The sequence below is a fragment of the Paludibaculum fermentans genome, assembly GCF_015277775.1.
In the GTDB taxonomy this organism is placed as follows: domain Bacteria; phylum Acidobacteriota; class Terriglobia; order Bryobacterales; family Bryobacteraceae; genus Paludibaculum; species Paludibaculum fermentans.
This window is the reverse complement of sequence record NZ_CP063849.1, coordinates 1,372,860-1,394,919: the sequence shown is the minus strand read 5'-3', so window position 1 is coordinate 1,394,919 and position 22,060 is coordinate 1,372,860. Positions and strand designations below refer to the sequence as shown.

General features: G+C 62.8%; 15 protein-coding genes. 9 read left to right on the top strand and 6 right to left on the bottom strand.

The genetic code is table 11. The annotated features are described in order from the left end of the window. Positions 1 to 126 precede the first annotated feature (126 nt). The 6 genes from IRI77_RS05550 to IRI77_RS05525 are packed head-to-tail and all read left to right on the top strand — an operon-like array spanning position 127 to position 7,354. A complete protein-coding gene (locus IRI77_RS05550; protein WP_194451083.1) occupies positions 127 to 1,461 on the top strand; it encodes a cytochrome ubiquinol oxidase subunit I in 1,335 nt (444 codons plus the stop codon). Positions 1,462 to 1,478: 17 nt separating this feature from the next. Beyond that, on the top strand, positions 1,479 to 2,522 hold the full coding sequence (gene cydB, locus IRI77_RS05545) for a cytochrome d ubiquinol oxidase subunit II (protein ID WP_194451082.1): 1,044 nt from the start codon (positions 1,479 to 1,481) through the stop codon (positions 2,520 to 2,522). An 18-nt stretch (positions 2,523 to 2,540) separates the two neighbouring features. Continuing rightward, the gene (locus tag IRI77_RS05540) at positions 2,541 to 3,506 is read left to right on the top strand and encodes a thioredoxin domain-containing protein (RefSeq protein WP_194451081.1); all 966 of its coding nucleotides are present in this window, start codon (positions 2,541 to 2,543) and stop codon (positions 3,504 to 3,506) included. A gap of 19 nt (positions 3,507 to 3,525) precedes the next feature. Further along, on the top strand, positions 3,526 to 5,373 hold the full coding sequence (locus IRI77_RS05535) for a M20/M25/M40 family metallo-hydrolase (RefSeq protein ID WP_194451080.1): 1,848 nt from the start codon (positions 3,526 to 3,528) through the stop codon (positions 5,371 to 5,373). A 44-nt stretch (positions 5,374 to 5,417) separates the two neighbouring features. Beyond that, positions 5,418 to 6,035, top strand: a complete 618-nt coding sequence (locus tag IRI77_RS05530; RefSeq protein ID WP_194451079.1) for a hypothetical protein — start codon at positions 5,418 to 5,420, stop codon at positions 6,033 to 6,035. Between the two features lie 56 nt (positions 6,036 to 6,091). Beyond that, positions 6,092 to 7,354, top strand: coding sequence for a nickel pincer cofactor-dependent isomerase, group 22 (locus tag IRI77_RS05525; protein WP_194451078.1), 1,263 nt, complete (start codon positions 6,092 to 6,094; stop codon positions 7,352 to 7,354). 81 nt (positions 7,355 to 7,435) lie between these two features. Here IRI77_RS05525 and IRI77_RS05520 read toward each other — a convergent pair whose 3' ends face one another. Both IRI77_RS05520 and IRI77_RS05515 read right to left on the bottom strand, forming a co-directional pair. Then, complete coding sequence (locus IRI77_RS05520; RefSeq protein WP_194451077.1) at positions 7,436 to 7,633, bottom strand: Flp family type IVb pilin; 198 nt, start codon at positions 7,631 to 7,633, stop codon at positions 7,436 to 7,438. 269 nt (positions 7,634 to 7,902) lie between these two features. Continuing rightward, the gene (locus tag IRI77_RS05515; RefSeq protein ID WP_194451076.1) at positions 7,903 to 8,100 is read right to left on the bottom strand and encodes a Flp family type IVb pilin; all 198 of its coding nucleotides are present in this window, start codon (positions 8,098 to 8,100) and stop codon (positions 7,903 to 7,905) included. Positions 8,101 to 8,573: 473 nt separating this feature from the next. Here IRI77_RS05515 and IRI77_RS05510 point away from each other — a divergent pair, with 473 nt between their 5' ends. Next, complete coding sequence (locus tag IRI77_RS05510) at positions 8,574 to 9,755, top strand: hypothetical protein (RefSeq protein ID WP_407674029.1); 1,182 nt, start codon at positions 8,574 to 8,576, stop codon at positions 9,753 to 9,755. Positions 9,756 to 9,773: 18 nt separating this feature from the next. Beyond that, on the top strand, positions 9,774 to 10,346 hold the full coding sequence (locus IRI77_RS05505) for a lysozyme family protein (RefSeq protein ID WP_194451074.1): 573 nt from the start codon (positions 9,774 to 9,776) through the stop codon (positions 10,344 to 10,346). An 82-nt stretch (positions 10,347 to 10,428) separates the two neighbouring features. On the opposite strand, the gene IRI77_RS05500 is transcribed toward IRI77_RS05505, so the two are convergent. Beyond that, positions 10,429 to 11,616: a glycine C-acetyltransferase gene (locus IRI77_RS05500; protein WP_194451073.1), complete on the bottom strand. Its 1,188-nt coding sequence runs from the start codon at positions 11,614 to 11,616 to the stop codon at positions 10,429 to 10,431. A gap of 260 nt (positions 11,617 to 11,876) precedes the next feature. Continuing rightward, on the bottom strand, positions 11,877 to 12,938 hold the full coding sequence (gene tdh, locus IRI77_RS05495) for an L-threonine 3-dehydrogenase (RefSeq protein ID WP_228486608.1): 1,062 nt from the start codon (positions 12,936 to 12,938) through the stop codon (positions 11,877 to 11,879). A gap of 38 nt (positions 12,939 to 12,976) precedes the next feature. Between tdh and IRI77_RS05490 the strand changes: the two genes are divergently transcribed. Beyond that, the gene (locus IRI77_RS05490) at positions 12,977 to 14,392 is read left to right on the top strand and encodes a PhoPQ-activated pathogenicity-related family protein (RefSeq protein WP_194451072.1); all 1,416 of its coding nucleotides are present in this window, start codon (positions 12,977 to 12,979) and stop codon (positions 14,390 to 14,392) included. A 211-nt stretch (positions 14,393 to 14,603) separates the two neighbouring features. Here IRI77_RS05490 and IRI77_RS05485 read toward each other — a convergent pair whose 3' ends face one another. Next, positions 14,604 to 15,068: a hypothetical protein gene (locus IRI77_RS05485; protein ID WP_194451071.1), complete on the bottom strand. Its 465-nt coding sequence runs from the start codon at positions 15,066 to 15,068 to the stop codon at positions 14,604 to 14,606. Between the two features lie 1,192 nt (positions 15,069 to 16,260). Continuing rightward, positions 16,261 to 22,059 carry a DUF7948 domain-containing protein gene (locus IRI77_RS05480; RefSeq protein ID WP_194451070.1) on the bottom strand — a complete coding sequence of 1,933 codons (5,799 nt, stop codon included), beginning with the start codon at positions 22,057 to 22,059 and terminating at the stop codon, positions 16,261 to 16,263. Position 22,060 lies beyond the last annotated feature (1 nt).

Genomic DNA, 22,060 nt, shown 5'->3' with positions numbered 1-22,060 from the left:
AGATTTTCATGTGGGGCAAATCACCCATTCAGGAAAGGTAACAGAATCAGCAAGTTGTATAAACACTGAGAATTCAACGAATCTAGACTTTGGTGTCTGAATTGCATCCGCATAGACAAGGACCAAATGGACTCCGCTCTGGCTCTTCATCGTTTTCACTTCGCGTTTACCATCACGTTTCACTACCTCTTCGTCCAGCTCACGCTAGGCCTGGCTCTTCTGATCTTCATCCTCAAGACGATGGCCCTCCGCACGGGCAACGAACACTATAACGATACCGCCCGCTTCTGGGCCAAGATCTTCGCCGTCAACTTCGCTCTCGGCGTCGTCACCGGCATCCCCATGGAATTCCAGTTCGGCACGAACTGGTCGCGCTTCTCCAAAGCCGCGGGAGGCGTCATCGGCCACACCCTCGGCATGGAGGGCCTGTACTCATTTTTCCTGGAAAGCAGCTTTTTGGGCCTGTTAATCTTCGGTGAGAAGATCATGGGCCGCGTCGGCCACTGGTTCTCCGCCCTGGCCGTCTGGGTCGGCAGTTGGCTCTCCGGCTACCTCATCGTGGCCACCGATGCCTGGATGCAGCGCCCCGTCGGCTATGAACTCGGCCCCCACGGCGAGATCATTCTTAACAGTTGGAGCGCCCTGATTTTCAACGACTGGGCCGCCTGGCAGTTCATGCATACCATCCTGGGCGGCGTCGTCACCGGCTGCTTCGCCATGGCCAGCCTCGGCGCGTTCTACCTGCTCATGGGCAAACACCAGGACTATGGCCGAACGTTCCTGCGCGTCTCCGTCACCACGGGGCTCCTGGCCACGCTACTGGTCGCCTTCCCCACCGGTGACCAGCAGGGTGCTCTTGTCGCCCGCCATCAGGGACCCACGCTGGCCGCCATGGAAGGCCACTTTGAAACCGGACCCGCCGCGCCAATGGCCATCCTGGGCCAGCCCGACGTCGAACAACGCCGCCTCGACAACCCCTTTGTCCTGCCCGGCGTCCTCAGCATGATCGTTCACAAGCGCTGGGATGCCGAAGTGCGCGGCCTCGACGCCTTCCCTAAAGAGAACTGGCCGGACAACATCCCCCTGCTCTTCTACTCGTTCCACATCATGGTGGGCCTCGGCACCATCTTCATCGCCATCATGGGGCTCTCCGCCCTGCAGTTGTGGCGCGGCAAGCTCTTTACCTTCAAACCCCTGCTCTGGGCGCTGCTGCTGGCCATGCCGCTTCCTTACGTGGCCAACACCGCCGGCTGGATGACTGCCGAAGTCGGCCGCCAACCCTGGCTCATCTACGGCCTCATGCGGACCACCGCCGGCTTCTCCAACCGCGTCTCCAGCGGCAATGCCATGTTCACTTTGTTCGGCTTCATGGGCATCTATTCCGTCCTGCTCATGCTCGGTCTGTTTCTCATCTGGCGTGAAATCGAGCACGGCCCCGGCTCCGCTCCGGCTGCCCACTAAAGGAGATTCCAGAAACCATGCTACCTGTCATCTGGTTTTGCATCGTCGCCGTCATGGTCGCCATGTATGTGGTGCTCGATGGCTTTGACCTCGGCGCCGGCATTGTCCATCTCGGCGTGGCCCGCACAGATCGCGAACGCCGCGCCGTCATCAAGTCCATCGGACCCGTGTGGGACGGCAACGAAGTCTGGTTGCTCGCCGGCGGCGGAGCGCTCTACTTCGCCTTCCCCGCCCTCTACGCCTCCTCCTTCAGCGGCTTCTACCTGCCGCTCATGATGGTGCTGTGGCTGCTCATCCTGCGCGGCATCTCCGTGGAATTCCGCAACCACATCGACAACCCGGTGTGGAAGCCGCTCTGGGATACCGTCTTCTGCTTCTCCAGCGGACTGCTCGCCATCTTCTTCGGGGTCGCCCTCGGCAACGTCGTGCGCGGCGTGCCGTTGGACGCCTCCGGCGAGTTCTTCCTGCCCCTGTGGACGGATTGGCTGCCCGGCCCGAATCCCGGCATCCTCGACTGGTACACCATCCTGGTGGGCCTTTTCGCCTTCTTTACCCTCACCCAGCACGGTGCCCTCTGGGTCGCCTATAAGACCGAGAACGGGGTGCGCACACGCGCCCGCCGCATCGCCCGCCTGTCCTGGTTCGCCGTCGCCGCCTTCACCGTGCTCGTCACCGTGGTCAGCTTCCGCATCCAGCCCCAACTCAGCCGCAGCTTCGCCGCCATGCCGGTGGGTTTCGTCTTCCCGCTGCTGGCGCTGGCCGGCCTCACCGGAGCCTTCCTCTTCTGGAGCCGCCAGGAAGACCTCAAGGCCTTCGTCAGTTCAGCAGTCTTCGTCATCGGCATGCTCACCAGCGTCGTGTTCGGAGTTTTCCCTTATGTTCTACCCGCCAACACCGACCCGGCCCTGAGCCTCACCATCCACAACGCCAGCGCGCCCGCCTACGGCCTGCGCATTGGCCTCATCTGGTTCGCGCCGGGCATGGCCCTGGCCGCTTCCTATTCCGTCTTCCTCTACCGGAAGTTCGCCGGAAAAGTGCAGCTCGAGGAAGGCGGCTACTGAGACGGTAGAATGGGCGGTATGACCAGATTTTCACGCTGGGCGGCCATCGGTCTCGCGGCCGCCTCCTGCTTTGGCCAGACACCGAAGAAGACCACTGCTCCGGCGAAACCGGCCACGGCCGTGAAACCTGCGGCGCCGCCCACTTTCGACAAACCCAAGTTCGAAGCTTTCGTGCGGCATCTCCTACTCTGGGGACCCCAGATCAGCGTCGCCGTGGCCGATCCCCAGCCCTCCGAAATGCCCGGCTTCCGCCAGGTCAAGGTCACCGGCAGCTACCAGAAGGTGTCGCTCGACGAGATGTTCTACGTCAGCGAGGACGGTCAGAAGATCGTCCGCGGTACGCTCTACCAGTTGGGCAAGAGCCCCTTCTCCGCAGAACTCGCCAAGCTGAAAACTGACCTCCAACCGTCCATCGGCACACCCGGAGCCCCCGTCGTCCTTGTGCTCTTCAGCGACTTCCAGTGCAACTTCTGCCGCGAAGAAGCCAAGCAACTGCGCGCCAACCTCATCAAGACCTACCCCAAGGAAGTCCGCCTCTATTTCAAGGACTTCCCCATCGAGCAGCTTCATCCCTGGGCCAAACCCGCCGCCATCGCCGGCCGCTGCATCTTCCGCCAGAACCCCGCCTCTTTCTGGGACTATCACGATTGGATCTTCGACAAGCAGGCTGAAATCACCCCCGAAACCCTGAAGACCAAGGTGACTGAGTGGATGAAGGACAAGGAGCTCGACGCCGGCGCCTTCGGGGCCTGCTTCGACAACAAATCCACGCTCCCCGAAGTGGAAGCCAGCATGGCCGAGGCCCGCGGCCTGCGTGTCAGTTCCACTCCCACGATGTTCGTCAACGGACGCATGCTGCCCGGCAGCCTCCCGTTCCAGCAGCTCAAGGGCATCATCGATTTCGAGTTGGAATACGCCAAGACTACCGGTGAGGGCGGCGAGAAGTGCTGCGAACTCACCCTGCCCATCCCCGGGAAAAAATAGACAGCGAAAGTAGTAACCGATGACCAGACAGCGACTGTTCCTCTTCAGCCTGGCCGCCTCCGCCGCCATCATCCTTCAAGCCCGGTCCGTTCCCGAAAAGGGGCGCATCAGCGCGGACCACTACCAGCAGACGGTGAAATACCTCGCCTCCGACGGGCTGAAGGGCCGCGGCACCGGCACGCCCCAGCTAAAGAAGGCGGCCGCCTACATCGCCGGCCAATTCAAGGCCCTGGGCATTCCACCCGCCGCCGGATCCAGTTACTACCAGACCTTTGAGGTCACCACCAACGCCAAGCTCGGCAAGGGCAACGAGCTGTCGTTTACCAATGGCAGCGGCAAAAAACAGGCGGTCGGCCTCGGCCAGGACTTCAATCCCTTCAACTTCTCCGGCAACGCCAAGGTCAGCGGCCCCGTTGTCTTCGCCGGCTACGGCATCACCGCGCCGGAGTACGACTACGACGACTACGCCGGCCTCGACGTGAAGGGCAAGATCGTCCTCGTCCTACGCCACGAACCGCAGGAGTTCGACGAGAAGAGCAAGTTCGCCGGCAAAGTGTACACGTCGCATGAACAGAAGCAGACCAAGGCGGTCAACGCCAAGTTCCACGGCGCCAAGGCCGTCCTGTTCGTCAACGACATGTCGAACCATCCGGTCGACACGGACACGGTCGACAAGTTCTCCAACCACGTCGGCCCCAATTCACCGGATATCCCCTTTGTCCAGGTCAAGGCCGAGCTCGCCAGCCAGTGGCTGCACCCCACCGGAAAGAACCTGAAAGATTGGATCGAGTCGGTCGACAAGACGATGAAGCCGTCGTCGTTTGAAATTCCCGGCCTGAATGTCGACCTGCAGGTGAATGTTCTGCGCGAAGTGCGCCAGGTGCCGAACGTGGTCGCCTACCTCAAGGGCGAGACCGACGAGTACGTCATCCTCGGCGCCCACTTCGACCATCTGGGCATGGGCGAGCAGAGCTCCATGGCGCCCGACCTCGCCGGCAAAGCCATCCATCACGGCGCCGACGACAACGCCTCCGGCTCCGCCGGCCTGCTGGAACTGGCCGACTACTTCGCCGCCCAGCCCAAGCGTAAGCGCGGCATCCTGTTCCTCGCGTTCTCGGCGGAGGAGCTCGGCCTCATCGGTTCGTCCTACTATGTGAACCACCCCATCCTCCCCCTGGAGAAGGCGGTGGCCATGATCAATATGGATATGATTGGCCGCATCAAGGACGGCAAGGTCTTCGTGGGCGGCACCGGCACGGGCTCCACCCTCTCGGCTGTTCTCGATTCCGTGAAGGCGGCCCATCCCAAGCTCAAACTCGATCTGTCGGAGCAGGGCGGCTACGGCTCCAGCGACCATTTCTCCTTTACCATCAAGCAGGTGCCGGTGCTATTCTTCTTCTCCGGCCTGCACGCGGACTACCACAAGCCCAGCGACACCTGGGACAAAATCGACCACCAGAGCGCAGCCGACCTGGTCAACCTCGTGGCCGAAGTGACCGTGAAATTGCAGGACGCGCCCCAGCGCCCGGCCTACGTGAAGGTCTCCGCGCCCGCGCCGCAAGCCACGGCCAGCGCCTCGGCCAGCGGCGGCGGCGGAGCGTGGTTCGGCAGCATCCCCGACATGGGCGAAACCAAGGGCGGCTTCAAGCTCTCCGATGTCACCAAGGGCTCGCCCGCCGATGTCGCAGGCCTCAGAGGCGGCGACCTGATCACCGAATTCGACGGCAAGCCGATCTCGAATCTGATGGATTTTACATACGCCTTACGCTCTAAGAAACCAGGCGACGTCGTACCGTTGAAGTACAAACGGGACGGCAAGGAACTGGAAACGAAGGCCACTCTGAAATCCCGCAGTCAAATGCGTTAAACGCCTAAGTAATTTCGATGTCGCTGCCGATAAGAGAAGTACGCATGGAAGAGGCGAAACTACCAGCCGGCCAAGTGTGGGATCTGCCGCCCGTCATCCTTCACCCATTCTCCGATCCGGGCGGGCCGGATAAGCTTGTCGAGAGTTCCCGAGCGCACCTGATGTTGCAGGGCATGCTCCCCACGGGAGAGCTGTCTTCGGACGAGATCCTGCAGCGTTTGCTCTCCGGACGCTTGTGCGAGCTGCGCATGCTGTATTACGTCGGCAAGGATCTCGAACGCTGGTTGGAACAGTGTGCTGAACTCGTGGCTCGCGACAGCGTGCTGAAAGAGGCCGGCATTACGGCGGCAGCTTTCACCCAACTGCTCATCGACAGCCCGCCCGGGGATGTCCGTGAGAAGCTGACGAAGTGGGGTGTTGCGGACTACAAGGCGATCTTCAGCCGCGCCCTGGGCCTCAACGCCATCTTCAACAAGGCGCCAGACCAGGAATGGCTGGCTCCGCACTTCATCCAGTATTACTACCGCTACGCGGATCAGTTGTTCCAGTGCCGTCAGGGCATGGAACCCTTCAAGACGTTGTCTCCCTGGAACTTCCGCTTTGAGCTCTTTGCCTCGGGTGAGTACTCCCGCATGCTTGAGCGCGAATGGGAAGAGATCTAGTCCGAAATTCAACTGGAATGGCGCCAACCGGGTCGGCCGCCCGATAGAATGGCTACATGCGGTTTGCGCCCTTCCTGCTGACTCGTCAGAAACTCCCCAGCCACGTCCTCTCCGACATCCCAGGCACCGTGCGTTTCGAGTTGCAGAACTCCGGTTTCGCGCAGCGCGTGGGCCCCGGTGCCTCTGTCGCCATCGGAGTCGGCAGCCGCGGCATCGCCAATATCGACATCATCGTCCGCACGGTGGTCGAGTGGTGGAAGGAACAAGGCGCCAAACCCTTCATCTTCCCGGCCATGGGCAGCCACGGAGCGGCTACCGCCACCGGGCAGGCCGAAGTGCTCGCCAAGTACGGCATCACCGAAACGAACATGGGCTGCCCCATCCGCAGCGCTCTCAATGTGGTCAACCTCGGGACGACACCGGAAGGCATCGACGTCGTCATGGACAGGCTCGCCTTTCAGTCCGGCGCCGTCATGATGTGCAGCCGCGTCAAATGGCATACCGACTTTGAAGGCAAGCTCGAGAGTGGTCTCTTCAAGATGATGGCGATCGGCCTCGGCAAATTCGCCGGAGCCCAGCGCTACCACACCCATGGCTACCGCCTCGGACTGGAGGCCGTGATCCGCAGCGTCGGCCGCCAGGTGATCGCCTCCGGCAAAATCCTGGGCGGCCTGGCGATTCTCGAGGATGGCAACCACGAGACCGGCCACGTCGAGGCCGTGCCGGCCTCGACGATGGAACAGCGCGAAGAGGAGCTCCTGGTCCAGGTGAAGAGCTGGATGCCGCGCATTCCGCTCCAGGATCTCGACCTGCTCATCGTGAATCAACTGGGGAAGAACATCTCCGGCGCCGGAATGGATCCCAAGGTGATCAACCGGACCGTCTACGGTGACTACAACCCCTGGCCATACGCGCCCCGGGTCGGCCGGGTCTTCCTGCGCGAGATCCACCCCATGAGCTACGGCAATGCCGTGGGCCTGGGCATGAGCGATATCGCCAACAGCCGTGTGATCAAAGGGATGAAGAAGAAGCCGACCTATGTGAATGGCTTGACGTCCGGCGCCATGGCGTCCATCCGCATCCCTGTCCATTTCCCCACGGATCGCGAATGCCTGAAGCAGATCTGGCGGACCGTGGGCGTGATGGAGCCGTCGCAACTGAAGATCGGCTGGATCCGTAACTCTCAGGATTTGACGGTGATGGCCTTCACGGAGAATTTGAGGGGGGAACTGGAAGCGAATCCGATGGTGGAGATTCTGGAGCAGCCCAGGGAACTGGAATTTGACGGAAAAGGCGACCTGATCAACTGGCTGGCCTGAAAAGGGCCCTGACAAGCAAAGAGGGCGCCACCCACAGGCGCCCTCCCAATTTCGTTTTTGATTCCTGCGATGCCGGGCCGGTTAGCCCTGCGTGGCGGAACTGGTCATCACGTTGTTGACTTTGCCGAAGATGGTCTTGATGCTGTCGGCGACGCCAGGGACAATTGCCCCGGCCGCGACGGCGACGAAACCAGCCATCAGCGCGTATTCGATAAGGTCTTGACCGCGAGTGTCTTTCCAGACCCGAAGCCGAAGTGCGATTTGTAGCAAGCGATTCATGATCTCTAATCCTCTCCTTTGTCCTTCTCCGTGCTTTCACACGGTTGGGATAGCCTTACAATAACAGCCGTGACTGGACCTTAAAATAAGTTTACCTACTCAGTTAGAGAGGCAGGAACTACTGATCAACTGGCCTCAGGGACTGACAAAGGTATTAAGATGACTTACAAACTCGCCATCCGGAATTCAAACCAAGCAGGCGATAGCCAAAGAGGGCAGCCAAGCTGCCCTCCATGGGATAATGAGATGTTGAGCGCACGCGACTGGGCTTAGCCCTGGGTCGCGGAACTGGTCATCACGTTGTTGACCTTACCGAAAATGGTCTTGATGCTGCTCGCCACGCCGGGGACGATGGCGCCAGCGGCAACGGCCACGAAGCCGGCCATCAAGGCGTACTCAATGAGGTCCTGGCCTCGGGTGTCCTTCATGATCCGCAGCTTCCAGATGAGCATGTTAAGTTTCTTCATTGTGATCTCCTCTCCCTTGCAAACGATTTGTCTTGTCGTTGCTAGACCCACAGTAACAGTACCTCCCGGCTACACAAATCCAACGAAGTACCTAATTCTCAACTTAGATTCAACCAAGGGTTCTGTAGGAGATGCTGCAAGCCTGAGGAGTATATGGGGCTGAGGCCGAGGCGAATAAACCCTCTCCTCATCCTATAGGTCCATTCTTTTCCGGTCGATACATGACTCAGGCGAATCCCTTGGCACCTTCCCAAAACAGAGCGCGGTACCTCCTCCTGGCGGGGTACCTGTACTGTGGCGCGGCTAGTTTGGGGGCTCCGATTTTATCCGATGAGGTCTTCAGTTTAAGTACTTCTGTACTGCGCCTTCCGGCATTGCTGGCCTCTTTGCGCCTCGACGTTCATCCTCCGCTCTACTATCTCCTTCTGCATCTATGGCTTACGGTGGCACCCGCGAATGAGGCAAGTCTGCGGGTGTTTTCCGCGCTGGGTTTGGGGCTGGCGGCGTGGTTTTTCTGGCGATTCCTCGCGGAAGCCGATTCGCCCGGCGTCGCCTGGACCGGAACGGCCTTGCTGCTGGCCAATCCGCTGGTCCTGCTGCTGGCCGGCTATGGCCGTATGTACACGCTGGAGGCTGCGGTGTGCGCCGCATCCTTATGGTGCGGCTGGCGGGTGCTGAGCCGCCCAGTCGCCTCCCGCGGGGCCGAATTGGCCTTACTAGCCAGCACCGCAGCCGGGCTGTTGACCCACAACTGGTTTGTTTTCTTCCTGCTGGGGCTGGGTGTGACGATGCTGGCGCAGTTCGGCTGGCGGGCTTTCCGGCTGGCGGTGCCGGTGCTGGGCGGCGGATTCCTCTATTTAGCGCTGTGGGGCGACGCGGCGCTGGCCCAGATCGGCTCTACCGGCGAGCAACTGGCGTGGCTGAAGCGGCCCGGCTGGACCGCGCCGCTGGAGGTTCTGGCGGCTCATCTTTGGCTGGTGGCGGCGGTGGCTCCGGTGCTGCTGATTGCCGTCGCGTTGAAGGGGGCGAAGCCGCGCACGTCCGGCGCCTGGTGGCCACCGGCTCTCGGGGCTCTGGTTTCGATCCTTGTGCCGCTGGTCATCTCTCAATGGAAGCCCCTTTATAATTCGCGGTTTACGGTGGTCGCGGCGCCCTTTCTGGCCTGGGCCCTGGCCGGATTTCTTTCGCGAGCCGGGGTTTTGACGGTGCCGGTGCTCACCTTGGCCGCCTGCCTATGGACGACCCTCGATGCCCGGAACGTGTCGCCCTGCAACAGCCGGGCGGCGGCGGAGGCTCTGGCGCGGCAGGTCCAGGCTGGCGATACGGTCGTGTTCTGCCGGCTGTCCCGGCAGCCTGTGGAGTGGTACTGGCACGGCGCCGCCGGACGGCGGACCAGTTTCCCAGCCTCGATCGACGTTCATCCCGGCTACGAAGGAACACCTAGAGGACCTGAGCTGGAGACTGAGGCGGCGCGGCTCCTGGCTCAGGCGCCCGGCCGGGTTGTCGTGGTGGTGGACTCAACGAGTCCAGCGTCGCGGGTGCTGCTGACGGCGTTGCAGCGCGACTTCCGGCCGGTCGAGCCGGCGTGCCTCGCCTGCGAGTCGGCCGGGAAGCATTACTTCAATCGGATCCAGGTCTTTGAGCGGCGGCCTTAAGTTTGCGAAGCTGGTTGATTGGCCGCTCAACGCACTGCTGCTGCCCGTAGGCGCAAACGGGCTCGTCCTGTCCGGATCCAGACCAACATTTCCATCACGCCTGACTGGCGGGTCGTGTTTGTCCTGGCCCTGGTCCTGACATTGGCCGGGTGGTGGTTCTGGCGGCACTACACGGTGACGCTGCAAAGCCCGGCGACCCTGCACTGGCAATCGCCGATCATTGTCGCCAAGCGGATCACCTCAGGCGGCGCAATCGAGGCCCAGGCGGACCAGAACGGCAAGGGGCTGACGGCGTGGCAGGAGTACGCCTGCCGGAAGTTCGGTCCGGATTGCCGGCTGGCTCTGGCCATCCAGCGGGCCGAGAACCCGCAGGGGAAGTGCGAGATCTACCACTACAATACCGACGGGTCGTTGGACTGGGGGTACTTCCAGATCAACACGGTGCACCTGCAGCGGCCAGGGCTGAACCTGCGGGACCTGCTAGACTGCCAGGCCAATATCGACTTCGCGTACCAGCTCTATAAGGAGCATGGCGGGTTCTCGCCCTGGAGTACTTATAAGAACGGGCGATACCGGCTGTTTATGAAGTAGGCTGCTGGAGCCCTACGTTTAGGTGCCCGCTTACTGACGTGCGCGGCTCAATATGACGGGCGCGGCTCAATGCGACGGCTCCTTAAGGGAGGATCGCCATGCGGCGGGCTACCTTGGCTAGAATCTCTACTGCCTGGTCGAGATGGGCCGTGGTGTGGCCGGCTGTGACGATCGCCCGGATGCGGGCTTTGCCTTTTGGTACTGTGGGGAAACCAATTCCGGTCGCCCAGAGGCCTTCCTCGAAGAGCGCGGCCGAGAAGGCGTGCGCCATCTTGGCTTCGCCGACCTGGATGGGGGTGATGGGCGTCTCGCTGACTCCGGTGTCGAAGCCTTTGTCCTTCAAGGCGGCTTTGAAGTAGCGGGTGTTGTCCCACAGCTTCTCGATGCGCTCGGGCTCCTCTACTAAGAGGTCGAAGGCGGCGTTGCAGGCGGCGGTGACGGCCGGCGGATGCGAGGTGGAGAAGAGGAACGGGCGGGCGCGGTGGTAGAGGAACTCAATGAGGTCCTTACTGCCGCAGACGTAGCCGCCGAGGACTCCGATGGCTTTCGAGAGCGTGCCGACCTGGACGTGGACGCGGCCGTGGAGGTTGAAGTGATCGACGGTGCCGCGGCCGTTGCGGCCCAGGACTCCGGAGGAGTGGGCGTCGTCGACCATCATGATGGCTCCGTGGGCTTCGGCGGCCTCGGTGAGCTGGTCGAGCGGGCCGATGTCGCCGTCCATGGAGAAGACGCCGTCGGTGATGAGGAGTTTGCGGCCGGGTTCGTCCTTGAGTGCGGCGAGTTTCTCGATGGCGTGGGCTACGTCGCGGTGGCGGAAGACGTGGATCTTGGCGCGGGAGAGGCGGCAGCCGTCGATGATGGAGGCGTGGTTCAGCTCGTCGCTGATGATGTGGTCTTCGGGGCTGAGGATGGCGCTGACGGTGCCGGCGTTGGCGGCAAAGCCGCTCTGGAAGACGACGCAGGCCTCGGTGTGCTTGAACGCGGCGATCTTGCGTTCGAGCGCCATGTGCATGTCGAGGGTGCCGGTGATGGTGCGGACGGCTCCGGTGCCGGCGCCGTACTTGCGGACCGCCTCGAGGGCAGCCTCCTTCAGCTTGGGGTGGTTGGCCAGGCCGAGGTAGTTGTTGGAGGCGAGGTTGATGACCTCGCGGCCATCGGCGTGGCTGACGGCCTCGCAGGCGCTTTCGAGTTCGCGCAGGCGGAAGTAGGATCCGGCGGCTTTCAGTTCGTCTAGTTGTTGGCCCAGGTAGGCCAGGGGATTTGTTGGCATTCGGCTAAGTCTCGGGGTTGTGGTGGGTTGCGGGGGACGCGGGGGACGCGCCGGTACGGGGTTGTACGGGTTGCGACGGCGGGTGGGTTGGGGACTTTCGGTGGCTCCTCCGCTCCCTGACGGTCGCGGCTCCGTTCGCGGTTGGGGCTCCGTTCGCGGTCGCGGCTCCGTTCGCGGTCGTGGTTCGTTGCGCTGCGGGGCGCCTCGCCCTGGCGGGCGTGGCTCGGGGTGGCGCATTCCGGCTTACGGGCATTGGGGGTCTAGTCTTCCCAGCTCATGACGATTTTGACGGCTTCGCCGCGCTCCAACAGGCCGAAGGCGTCCTGGAAGTCCTTGTAACCGCATTGGTGGGTGATGAGCGGCATGAGGTCGAGCTTGTGGTCGAGGAGGAAGCGCTCGCACTGGTACCAGGTCTGGTACATCAGACGGCCGTTGATGCCTCTGACCGTGACCGACTTAAAGATGATCTCTTCGGCCAGGTTGATGCCGACCTCGGTGGACGGGATGCCGAGCATGGCGACGTCGCCTCCGGCGCGGACGATCTTAAAGGCGGTGTGGATGCCAGGGGCGCTGCCGGACATTTCCAGGGCTACGTCGACTCCGATGCCGTCGGGGGTGCGCTCAAGGAGGGCCTTCTCCCAGCCGGGTTCGCGGGGGTCATAGGTGAAGGGCAGGCCGAGTTTCTGGGCCATTTCGCGCTTGTGGGCGTGGGGCTCGACGACGAGGACGGAGAGGGCTCCGGCGGCGTTGGCGATGGCGCAGGCCATGAGGCCGATGGCTCCGGCTCCGATGACGGCGACGGTGCGGCCGTTGACGGGCTGGGCCATGACGGTGTGCATGGCGTTGCCGTAGGGATCGAAGATGGCGGCGACTTCGTGGGGAATGCCGGGCTTGAGGCGCCAGACATTGGACTGCGGCATGGAGATGAAGCGGGCGAAGCAGCCGTCGCGGTCGACGCCGATGATCTTCATGGTGCGGCAGATGTGGCCGAGGCCGGTGCGGCAGAAGAAGCAGTGGCCGCAGCCGATGTGGCCTTCACCAGAGACGAGGTCGCCGGGCTTGAACTCGTCGACGGCTTCGCCGACGCGCTCGACCATACCCATGAATTCGTGGCCCACGACGAGGGGCGGGTGAATGCGGCGCTGGGCCCATTCGTCCCACTGGTAGATGTGGACATCGGTGCCACAAATGCCCGTCTTGAGAACCCGTATCAAGACGTCATTTTTGCCGATCTCGGGGACCGGAACATCCTTAAGAATCATCCCCCGCTCGGCTTGGGGCTTGACGAGAGCGGGCATCATGACGGACGACGAAACAGCCATTTGAACCTAGTATATCGGTTATGATTTATGCGGGTTCCATGTATCACAACCGAATCACTCAATCCTTAGCCCTGCTTACCGTTTTGGGCCTGTCTGTGTGCGCGCAGACCAAGAAAGAGACGGCTCTCGACCGTTATGTCGCGAAGCCGGATCCCGCTTACAAGTGGGAGCTGGTGAAGACGATTCCGGGGCAAGGCGTGACCGCCTACGTCCTAAATGTCACTTCTCAGAACTATCTTACGACTGCCGAAGTGGACAGGACGGAGTGGAAGCACTGGGTGACGGTGTACAAGCCGGAGAAGGTGGAAAGCGACATCGCGCTGCTGGCGATTGGGGGCGGGAGCAACAACAATGCGGCTCCGGACAAGCAGGATGCGTTCCTGGCGGGGATGGCGGCGAAGACGCAGTCAGTGACCGTGGATCTGAAGATGATCCCGAACCAGCCGTTGAGTTTCTTTGGCGAGTCGCGGCGGCGGACGGAGGACGCGATTATTGCGTTCACGTGGCAGAAGTTCCTGGAGACGGGCGACGAAAAGTGGCCGCTGCGGCTGCCGATGACGAAGGGCGCCGTGAAGTCGATGGACGCGACGCAGGAGTTCCTGGCGAGCGAGGCGGGCGGCAAGGTGAAGGTTGGCCGGTGGGTGATCACGGGCGGCAGCAAGCGCGGCTGGACGACATGGACGGTGGGCGCGGTGGACAAGCGCGTGATCGCGGTGATGCCGGTGGTGATCGATATGTTGAACATGGAAGCGTCGTTCACGCATCACTGGCGGGTGTACGGCTTCTGGGCGCCGGCGGTGAAGGATTACGTCGAGCACGGAATCATGGAGTGGCAGGGTACGGAGCAGTATAAGAAGCTGCTGGAGATTGAAGAGCCGTACGAGTACCGGGACCGGATGACGATGCCGAAGTACATTGTGAACTCGGCGGGCGACCAGTTCTTCGTGGTGGACTCGTCGCAGTTCTACTGGAATGACCTGAAGGGCGAGAAGTACCTGCGGTATGTGCCGAACACGGACCATGGGGTGACGCGGCGGTCGGATGCGGCGCAGAGCCTGGCGTCGTATTACGAATCGATTGTGAAGAGCTGGAAGCGGCCGGAGTTCGACTGGACCATCTCGAAGGACGGCATCATCACGGTGACGTGCAAGGACAAGCCGAGCGCGGTGAAGCTGTGGAGTGCGTCGAATCCCGAGGCGCGCGATTTCCGGCTGGAGCAGATTGGGCCGGCGTACAAGAGCAAAGACGTGGCGGAAGAGAGTCCGAACAAGTGGGTGGTGAAGCTGGCGAAGCCGGAGCATGGGTATTCGGCCTCGTTTCTGGAGCTGACGTTCCCGACGCCGGGCGGGAGTGAATGGAAGTTCACGACGGGGGTGAAGGTGATGCCGGATGTGTATCCGTTCCCTGCTCCGACTCCGAAGACGCCGAAGGGCGGGGTGTTGCGAAAGAAGTAGGACGCGCTGGCCGGGTTAAGGCCGGGCCGGAGAGAGCAGCCGCCATGCACGGGAGTGCGTGGCGGCTGTTTGTGTTTGAGGGGGGCGGGCCGGACGATGGAATGGGTTTGTTCGCTCGCGGCGAGTGGATTGGGTGGGCCGGGTGGGCTTCCGGCTGGCCTGCAAGAATGGCTTTGTTCCCTCAAAAGTGGTGGATTTCGGGGGACGCGATTTAGCGGAGGAAGCCGTATGACAGCCAATAGAAATTCGTGCTGACCGTCTTGCCCGAGGCATCCTCCAGCGCCAGCCGCACAAAGTAGGTTGTGGACAGCCCTCCAGGGCAGGCAGCGTCAGTACCCGCGTGGACCTGTCCGCCCCCGCGTCCACCACCGCCACCTTTGACCACTTCTCCGTCATATCCAGGTTGTAGACCCAGGCCTTTGCCTTCAGCCCCGCAAACCCTGATACAGCGAATTGACGACAACAATCGAGCCATCGTCGTAACTGTACTGGATGTGCAACGGTTCACAGCCCTTCTTGGCCCCAAGTAACTGCCGCCCGGCCGCAGATACCAGTCATACAAGTGCCAGATCATCGACGGCCAGGCGTTGTTCAGCATCCACTGGATGACTCCCGTCGATTTGTACTTATTGCGCCCGAAGGCTTCGAACATCGCCCGGTGTCCCTCGTAGGCCATCTGGTGATTCCTTCGTGTGCGCGCTCCGGTTCCGGCTGGAATTGGAACGGGAGCGCGGGCGAGGGCTCTGGGGCGATGCGGATTTCAAGGAGCAGGCGATCGGGGGGCCCGGAGGGGATGCCCGATCTCGACGACCTGGTTTGGTGCCGGTCGAAGAGGGATTGTCGCATGCCGATGCGGCGATTTCTGGAGTGGGCGCGGATAAACCGATGAATTGAAAGGGAAGATATTGCGGGTTCCGCGGTGATGGCCCTGGGCATCCGGCGGAAGAACGGCGGAAACCTGTGGGTAGGGAGAAAGTGGATGGGAAGGTGCCGATTCACTTGAACCTGCAGAGCAGGTGAAGTGGAATTGCCCGAAAGCGCCGGCGCCTTCAAGAACAAAGGATTGAGTCACTGATGAATCCACCAGCCGATGGCCAGCAGCTCTGGTCTGTGCCTTCGAGCACATAGGATTGAGACGGGTAACCCATACCCTGGCTGTTGTAGAAGGTTGATGTTTGGGTGATGCCTTCGAGAACAAAGGTCTGAGACTCCGGGTAAGTCCCCGATAGACAACTCCACCGCCCGGTTTGGGTGAGGCCTTCGAGGACAAGGGGCCGCCCCCTTTCCGGGGGACTGGGCTGGAGTCGGAGGCCGGCGGTTCCGCCCCTTGCCCGGCGTGGTTGTCAGGGGTGGGGAGCAATCCAATTACGACACGGGGGGAGCCCGTCGCTGCACTCCGGGACTGGGGTTGTGTGGGCGGCTTCCTCTAGTTTGGCGGCGTTCAGGGGCATAGGGACTCCCGGACGGGCGTGCCTTGTTGCACGGCCGTGGCCCGCTCCGTTGAAAGATGCGCGACTTGGGGTACGGCCCTTTTCGCTGGTTGATTGGAGGCTTGCCATTGCTTCCCCGCTCCTTTTAGTCGCGGCTCCGAAAGCGGCTTCCCTCGCTTTGGCGGCCCGCAGGGCCATCGGGGACTCCTTGCCAGGCGCGGTTCGCAGCGTGGTGGGGAGCCCTCCCTGACGGTCGGGGTTTCGTTGCGGCTTCGTCCGCTTTGGCGGGCCGGCGGGTCTTGGGGGACTCGCTGGCGGCTCGCGCGGTGCTTCGGGTCCGGTTTGGTGCCGGGGCGGCTCGTCCGCTGATAGGACGATTCTCCCGCCTGGACGGCCGCGACTCATCGGGCGGCCGCCTCTGCGTATGGTTGGTGATGCTCAGGGCCCTACCGTCACCAAGGCCGGGGTGGCGGAGGCGGTGAAGCCTTGCGGGGGCGAGATTCGCAGGACCACGCTGCCTGGGGCGACGCCCTGGATGTTCACTTCCCCTCGGGATCCCGGGCCGCTGAACACCACTTGGGCCGGGTTCAGCGTCACAATGCCCGCACGGTCCATGAGCACGTCTACGACTGTGTTCGAGCCGGCTCGCGGGATTGCCGCATAGTCCGTGGAACGCATGCCCAGCGTCAGCAGGGCCGAGGTTCCAATCTTCACGGAGATTGGTGTTCCAGAATAGGGCAGACTCGTCCAGTACAGTTGGGCGGCCCGCAGCCTGACCGCTACGCGGAGTTCCTCATAGCCGGGTGCGGTGAAGACAACCTCCGCGGTGCCGCTGCCCGCCAGAGCCTGGAGGGTCAGGTCAACACCCTCTCCGTTGGAAACGGCCGTCGCGGTGGCGGCGCCCGGCGCCTTGGCGTCCGCGCTGACCAGCAGGAGCGCGGCATCCTGCGAGGCGGCGGTGACCGTCACGCCGGCTGGGACGTAGATCCGGTAAGTGGCCTGCGTGTCCTTGCCCAGGATGGTTTCCGTCGCGCCGCTGGTCGCCAGACGGGGCGCCTTGACGTTGACCGCCAGGGTTTCCGAGCCATCGGGCGAGGGCCCGAAGGCGGCAGGCGGGGTGAGCCGCAATTCGGCGGAACCTGGCGCGACGCCACGCAGCGTTACCTGGGCGCCGCCCGACTGCAGGGATACGCTCGGCGGCGTCACCGTGAAGATATCCGGAGCGCTGCTTTCCAGGCCCAGGGTGAGATCGTCCAGACCGGGGCGGGGCGCGAGTTGCTGGAGGTAGTTCGGCGGGGCCGTGGCGGAGAGAATGCTGCACTGAGTGGACGTGGTGCTGCCTGCCACGAGGGCCCCCTGCGGGGCACAACTCACCCAGGAGCGGGCGATCTGGATGTTGGCCGCAGGGAGGGTGACGTCGTTCGAGGTCCACTGGACGACCGCGTCGCCTACCTCGATGGCCTGGAAGTAAATCAGTTGGGTCTGGTGCTGTCCCGCCGGCACGGCGACACTTACCGACGCCGTCCCTACGGTCGAGACGGAGCGCGATAGCAGCAGCCGGCCCGGTTCCGAACTGGTGAGCTTGACGATCGTTCCATTGGGATTGCTGAAATTCGCGCCGAGGTCGAGTTGCACAGCACCCTGCAGATTCCGGCCGAGCGCATAGCTGGGAATCGTCTGCTGAGGCGATCCGCTGACTGTCACAGAGACCGGATTCGCGATGATCTCCGGAGGACCGTCGAAGACCAGTTTGGTGGTCCCCCGGGCAATGCCCGTGAGCCGCAGGACAGCACTGAGACGGCCATTTGCCGCGACCAGTTCGAACGCGGACGGATCCACTGTGGCCACGGCGGGGTTGGACGATTGGACGTTGAAGCGATAGGGTCCGATGTTCGGGCGGAGCCCAGACGCGTTCAACGAGAACGTATAGTCCGCAATTCCACCCTGGGTGAGCACATTGGAGTAGGTCAGGTTCAAGAACAGGGGTTGTAGCGCGATCTGGAGTTCGAGGACGGTCACTCCCCCGGACTTCAAGAAGACCGAAGCAGTGCCCGACTCGGCCAGCGCATGAATGTAGAGCCTGGAGGCGGGAGTGGAGAGCTCCAGCGATTGCGAGGCTGGAGTGGAGGGGGTCGTGCTGAGCAGCACGCGGGCCGGGTCACTGCTGGTCGCGGTGAGGGCGGGCATACTCGTGATTGAAGCGATGTTGAACTCGCGAAGTTCATTGCGGGCCAGCAGCATCGTAGCCGTCGAGAATGCCGCCGCCGCCGGGTGGACCCGCATCGTGGAGGTGACCGGCGAGACGGCGCCTTCCGCGTCGGATTCGACGATCAAGGTGGCGTCCTGGCCGGCCGGCGGCAGGGTGTAATTGAACGAGGCTTCGGCAGCCTCGGACGTTAATGTGACGCTGCCGGGAGAGAGACGGACAGGACCGCCTTCGCCGCGGAGATTCACCGCGATCCGGAACCCTGGTTGTGGTGTTTGGGTGAGAATGCCGATTCCGGTCTGGCGATCCAACGCCCATGCGGTCACACGCATCGAGCGATCGAAGCCCTGGCTGGCCGAACTGCTGGCAGTTCCGTAGAAGCCGGCGCCCGATGGCAGCAGGACCACCCGGATCTCGCGTTCCTCTCCCGTGGGGAAGCGCAGCCGCACGCGGGTCTCTCCGTCGCTCTTGAGTGCCTGCACCTGGAAGGTGTACTCATCGGAGTTGTTCTGTTTGGGCCCTAGCGACAGCTGAGCGGATCCCGCAATGAGCGCGGAGGGAGAGAGCAGCACGGCGCCCGCATCGCTGGAAATGACCTCGATCACCTGTTGTGGCTCCAAATAACGGAATGTGACCGCGACCTGCAAGTCCTTGCCGACGTACAAGGTCGCAGGCAGATTGGCCTGCAGGGCCGCCGACCTGGGCGCGGCCACTTCGACGTGTACGGAGTCGTTTACGGGCCGCAAGTCGTCGCTGGAAGTCGTGAGCGTCAATTCCGCGGTGCCAGCGGCGAGCCCGAACAGGGTGTAGGACGCGTCGGTTGCATTCACGGGCCGGCTCAACCGGTTGAGTTCCACGACCTTCGGATCGGAGTTCGACAGCTTCAGCATCACGGGCGGCGCACCGGTGCGATAGCCGCTGGCCGTGCTGCCCGATTGGCCCTGGAGCCAGAGCGTCAACTGCGTGGTTTGTGCTCCCGCAGTCAACGAAACGGCCGGGTCGACAACGGCCCCCCCCGTCGGGATGTAACGAAGCACGCCCCACGCGACCACGGCCGGCTCCAGCGTTACTGTGATGGGCGTCTCGCCCTCCGACTCGCTCGAAGTAAGGAGGATCTGTACGGCGCCTTCGCCGGCAAGGGCCTGCGCATAGATGACCGGCTGATAGCCGGACATCGACAATGTGACGCTCTCGGCTCCAGGCTGGTCGCCCGCAAGGGAGAGCAGCAGACGGCCCGGATCCGAACTGCGCGCGGTGAGCGTGCCACGATAGCCCGAAGTCACAGGACGGCCGTTCACTCCGAAGGTGACGGGAATATCTATGTAGAGGTTCCGGCCCAGGCGGAGATCCAGATTGGATGTCATGGGCCGCGGGACGGCGGCGGTGATCGTTGTGTCCGACTGAAGGACGGTGAAGCCATCCACCGTCAACCTCACGGTGGCGTCGCCCGCCTTCAGAACACGCAACTGAAGGGATCCACCATTGTTGACGATCTCAAACACGGAGGGGTCGGAGACCGACCAGTTCAGCACCGGCTGTGGGCCCCCGGCGCGAATGGCCAGGTTAGTGACCCCGATCAGTTGTCCGGTCGCCGGGTCCATGGCGCGGTACACGGCATAGAGGCTGGTCGGCGAAGCCCACGTCGAAATCGGAGTAGACGATGAGAAGGCCGGCACAAACACGCCGGGGTATAGCCTCACCAGGATTGTTTTCGTCGTGAAACCCGGGGCCGCAATGGTGATGGTGGCATCGCCGGAATCGGTCAGCGCCTCGATGGCGATGTTATCTTCCGGAGGAGCAGTAACCTCGTCGAAACTGCGGCCCAGGTATACGAGCCGAACACGCGAAGGGTCGGAGGACCGGTAGGTGACCGGATTGCGGAACAGCGATCGGCCTGGCCTTACGCTGAATGGGATGAGTCCATCCTTGGCAAGAATCAGTTCCGAGGGGCCAACCGTGAAGTCCGTGCCGATGTCGGCCCAGAATCCTTCAGCCTGCCCGCCACGATCCTGCACAGGCCCGCGCTGCGGCAGATCGGTGGAGGTGGTGGATCCGGCCACGCGCGCCAGCGTGCCATTCGTGCCATAAACAGGTCGCACATCCCGGATGCGGTCGTCGCCGGACCCGCCGAAATACGTGAGGTGATGCAATACTCCGGCGCCGTCAAAGACGGCGAACATGCCCTCCTCTCCACCCGCGCTGGCGGGTTGCAGCGCGTGCGTGACCGGAAGGTCGGCGCTGCGTGTCCAGCCCCCGGCATAGAGATCACCGGCCCAATCCATGGTGAGGGCGGTGACCTCATCGACGCCCGAGCCGCCCAGATAAGTTAGCCATCGGGGCTCCGCAGCAGTCAGATTCCACATGCCGGCGAAGCTATCGGTCTCGCCCGCAAATTGGGAAAAGGCGGCGTTGCGAACCGGCAGGTCAGTGGAAGTCGTGGTACCCGCGAAACCGATGTCGATCAGCGTGAAGGGCCGGAGTGCCGAGGGGCTGTTGGGGTCTGTGCTCAATATGGAGGGCGGCGTCGCTATCGCCCGAACGCTATCCGCTCCGTTGCCGCCAACCCGGTAACTGGCCACGGTGATCACTGGCGCGGCGGTATAAACCAGCGGCAAATTGATCTCCGCCAAAAAGCCGTCGGAAGGCCCGGCCAGTCCGGAGGCGGCGGCAAAGGGGAAATCGCGGGAGCGCGTCTCCCCGCCGATCCACACAGAATAGTTCGACCGGACGGCGACGGCATACGCGGCGTCGTCGCCCGAGCCGCCGAGATAGCCGTAGTATCTGGAGCCGGAGAGCGGGCTGACAATGCCGTAAAAGGCATCCCTGCCACCGCCGGGGGACTTTTGGGGGACATCTCCGACGACAACGAAGTCCGGACTGTCGGTCACGCCCGCCATGGCGTGCGTGTATTCGCGTCCGCTGAACGCTGTGACCCTGTCTTCTCCTGAACCGCCGATGTACTGGGTATAGTTGAGAGACGCATAGCCCTGGGATACCATCAAAGTCGCCAGGAAACCATCGCTGGCGCCGCCATTGTATTTGGAGGTGCCGGTAGCGGGAAGGTCCTGCGAGGTGGTGGTTCCGGCGAGGCTGACGTAGCCCAGAGTGGTTTCCAGGGCAATGCCTGCCAGTTCATCGTCTCCTGAACCGCCAAAAATTAGCGTGCCGTAGAAGAACATCCGGGAATTCTGGCTAGAGATGTACTGGCTCGTTCCCCTTATGAAGACGTCGCGGCCTCCACGCCGCGTCGGCTGGTTTGCGGGAAAGGCGATGGACCGTGTGTTACCCGCGACGAAGCCCTCGGCCACCGCGACAATTTCATCGTCGTTCTCGCCGCCGAGGTAAGTGGCCATTTCGATGACGGGGTCGACCACCAGGCGTCTGGCGGGGTCGTAGGCGGCCACTTTGAGCGCGGCGGCGTTCGAGCCTGAGGTCTGGAAATCCCCCGCTATTCTGCGGCGGTCACCCGAAGCAGTTTCCTGATAGATGGCGGGCACCCGCTGGTGGATCCTGGTACCGCCCTCGGAAATCTCCAGGACTCCGTCCGCATTGCCGCTGACACGCGCGGGCGACGCAAACTGGAGGCGTACCCGGGCGGGATCCGCTCCGGGCGCCAGCACCAGATCGTATTCCAGGCGGTCGCCGTCGCCATAGAACGTCACGTCGACGCCGGGGTACACGCCACGCCAGGTGATGCGGTTGTACACCGGGGCGGCCTTTACCCACTTCCGCGGGTCGCTGCCGACGTAGTATGAGATGGAATCGCTGGACGGACCGTCCGCGACCCACTCCGGCCGGCTCGAGCCGGCGAAGGTCATCCGAATCGCCGGACCCGACGGCGGCGAGAACACCACACCCGTGTCCGTAAAGAAGACCTGCTGACCGCGGGCGCGAGCCAGGTAGCGCACGGCGGACTCCGCCTGTCCCCGGTTTTCTTCGAAGCGCACGGAGCCGAGAGCAAACGGCTTCCCGGTAGCGAACATGGGGCGCGCGGCGGCGCAGAGGAAAAGGATAGTCAATAAGCGCGACATT

Excerpts from the sequence above, each read along its gene's own strand:
- IRI77_RS05550 (WP_194451083.1), top strand. The coding sequence starts at position 127 with ATGGACTCCGCTCTGGCTCTTCATCGTTTTCACTTCGCGTTTACCATC.
- cydB (WP_194451082.1), top strand. The coding sequence starts at position 1,479 with ATGCTACCTGTCATCTGGTTTTGCATCGTCGCCGTCATGGTCGCCATG.
- IRI77_RS05540 (WP_194451081.1), top strand. The coding sequence starts at position 2,541 with ATGACCAGATTTTCACGCTGGGCGGCCATCGGTCTCGCGGCCGCCTCC.
- IRI77_RS05535 (WP_194451080.1), top strand. The coding sequence starts at position 3,526 with ATGACCAGACAGCGACTGTTCCTCTTCAGCCTGGCCGCCTCCGCCGCC.
- IRI77_RS05530 (WP_194451079.1), top strand. The coding sequence starts at position 5,418 with ATGGAAGAGGCGAAACTACCAGCCGGCCAAGTGTGGGATCTGCCGCCC.
- IRI77_RS05525 (WP_194451078.1), top strand. The coding sequence starts at position 6,092 with ATGCGGTTTGCGCCCTTCCTGCTGACTCGTCAGAAACTCCCCAGCCAC.
- IRI77_RS05520 (WP_194451077.1), bottom strand. The coding sequence starts at position 7,633 with ATGAATCGCTTGCTACAAATCGCACTTCGGCTTCGGGTCTGGAAAGAC.
- IRI77_RS05515 (WP_194451076.1), bottom strand. The coding sequence starts at position 8,100 with ATGAAGAAACTTAACATGCTCATCTGGAAGCTGCGGATCATGAAGGAC.
- IRI77_RS05500 (WP_194451073.1), bottom strand. The coding sequence starts at position 11,616 with ATGCCAACAAATCCCCTGGCCTACCTGGGCCAACAACTAGACGAACTG.
- tdh (WP_228486608.1), bottom strand. The coding sequence starts at position 12,938 with ATGGCTGTTTCGTCGTCCGTCATGATGCCCGCTCTCGTCAAGCCCCAA.
- IRI77_RS05490 (WP_194451072.1), top strand. The coding sequence starts at position 12,977 with ATGTATCACAACCGAATCACTCAATCCTTAGCCCTGCTTACCGTTTTG.
- IRI77_RS05485 (WP_194451071.1), bottom strand. The coding sequence starts at position 15,068 with ATGGCCTACGAGGGACACCGGGCGATGTTCGAAGCCTTCGGGCGCAAT.
- IRI77_RS05480 (WP_194451070.1), bottom strand. The coding sequence starts at position 22,059 with ATGTCGCGCTTATTGACTATCCTTTTCCTCTGCGCCGCCGCGCGCCCC.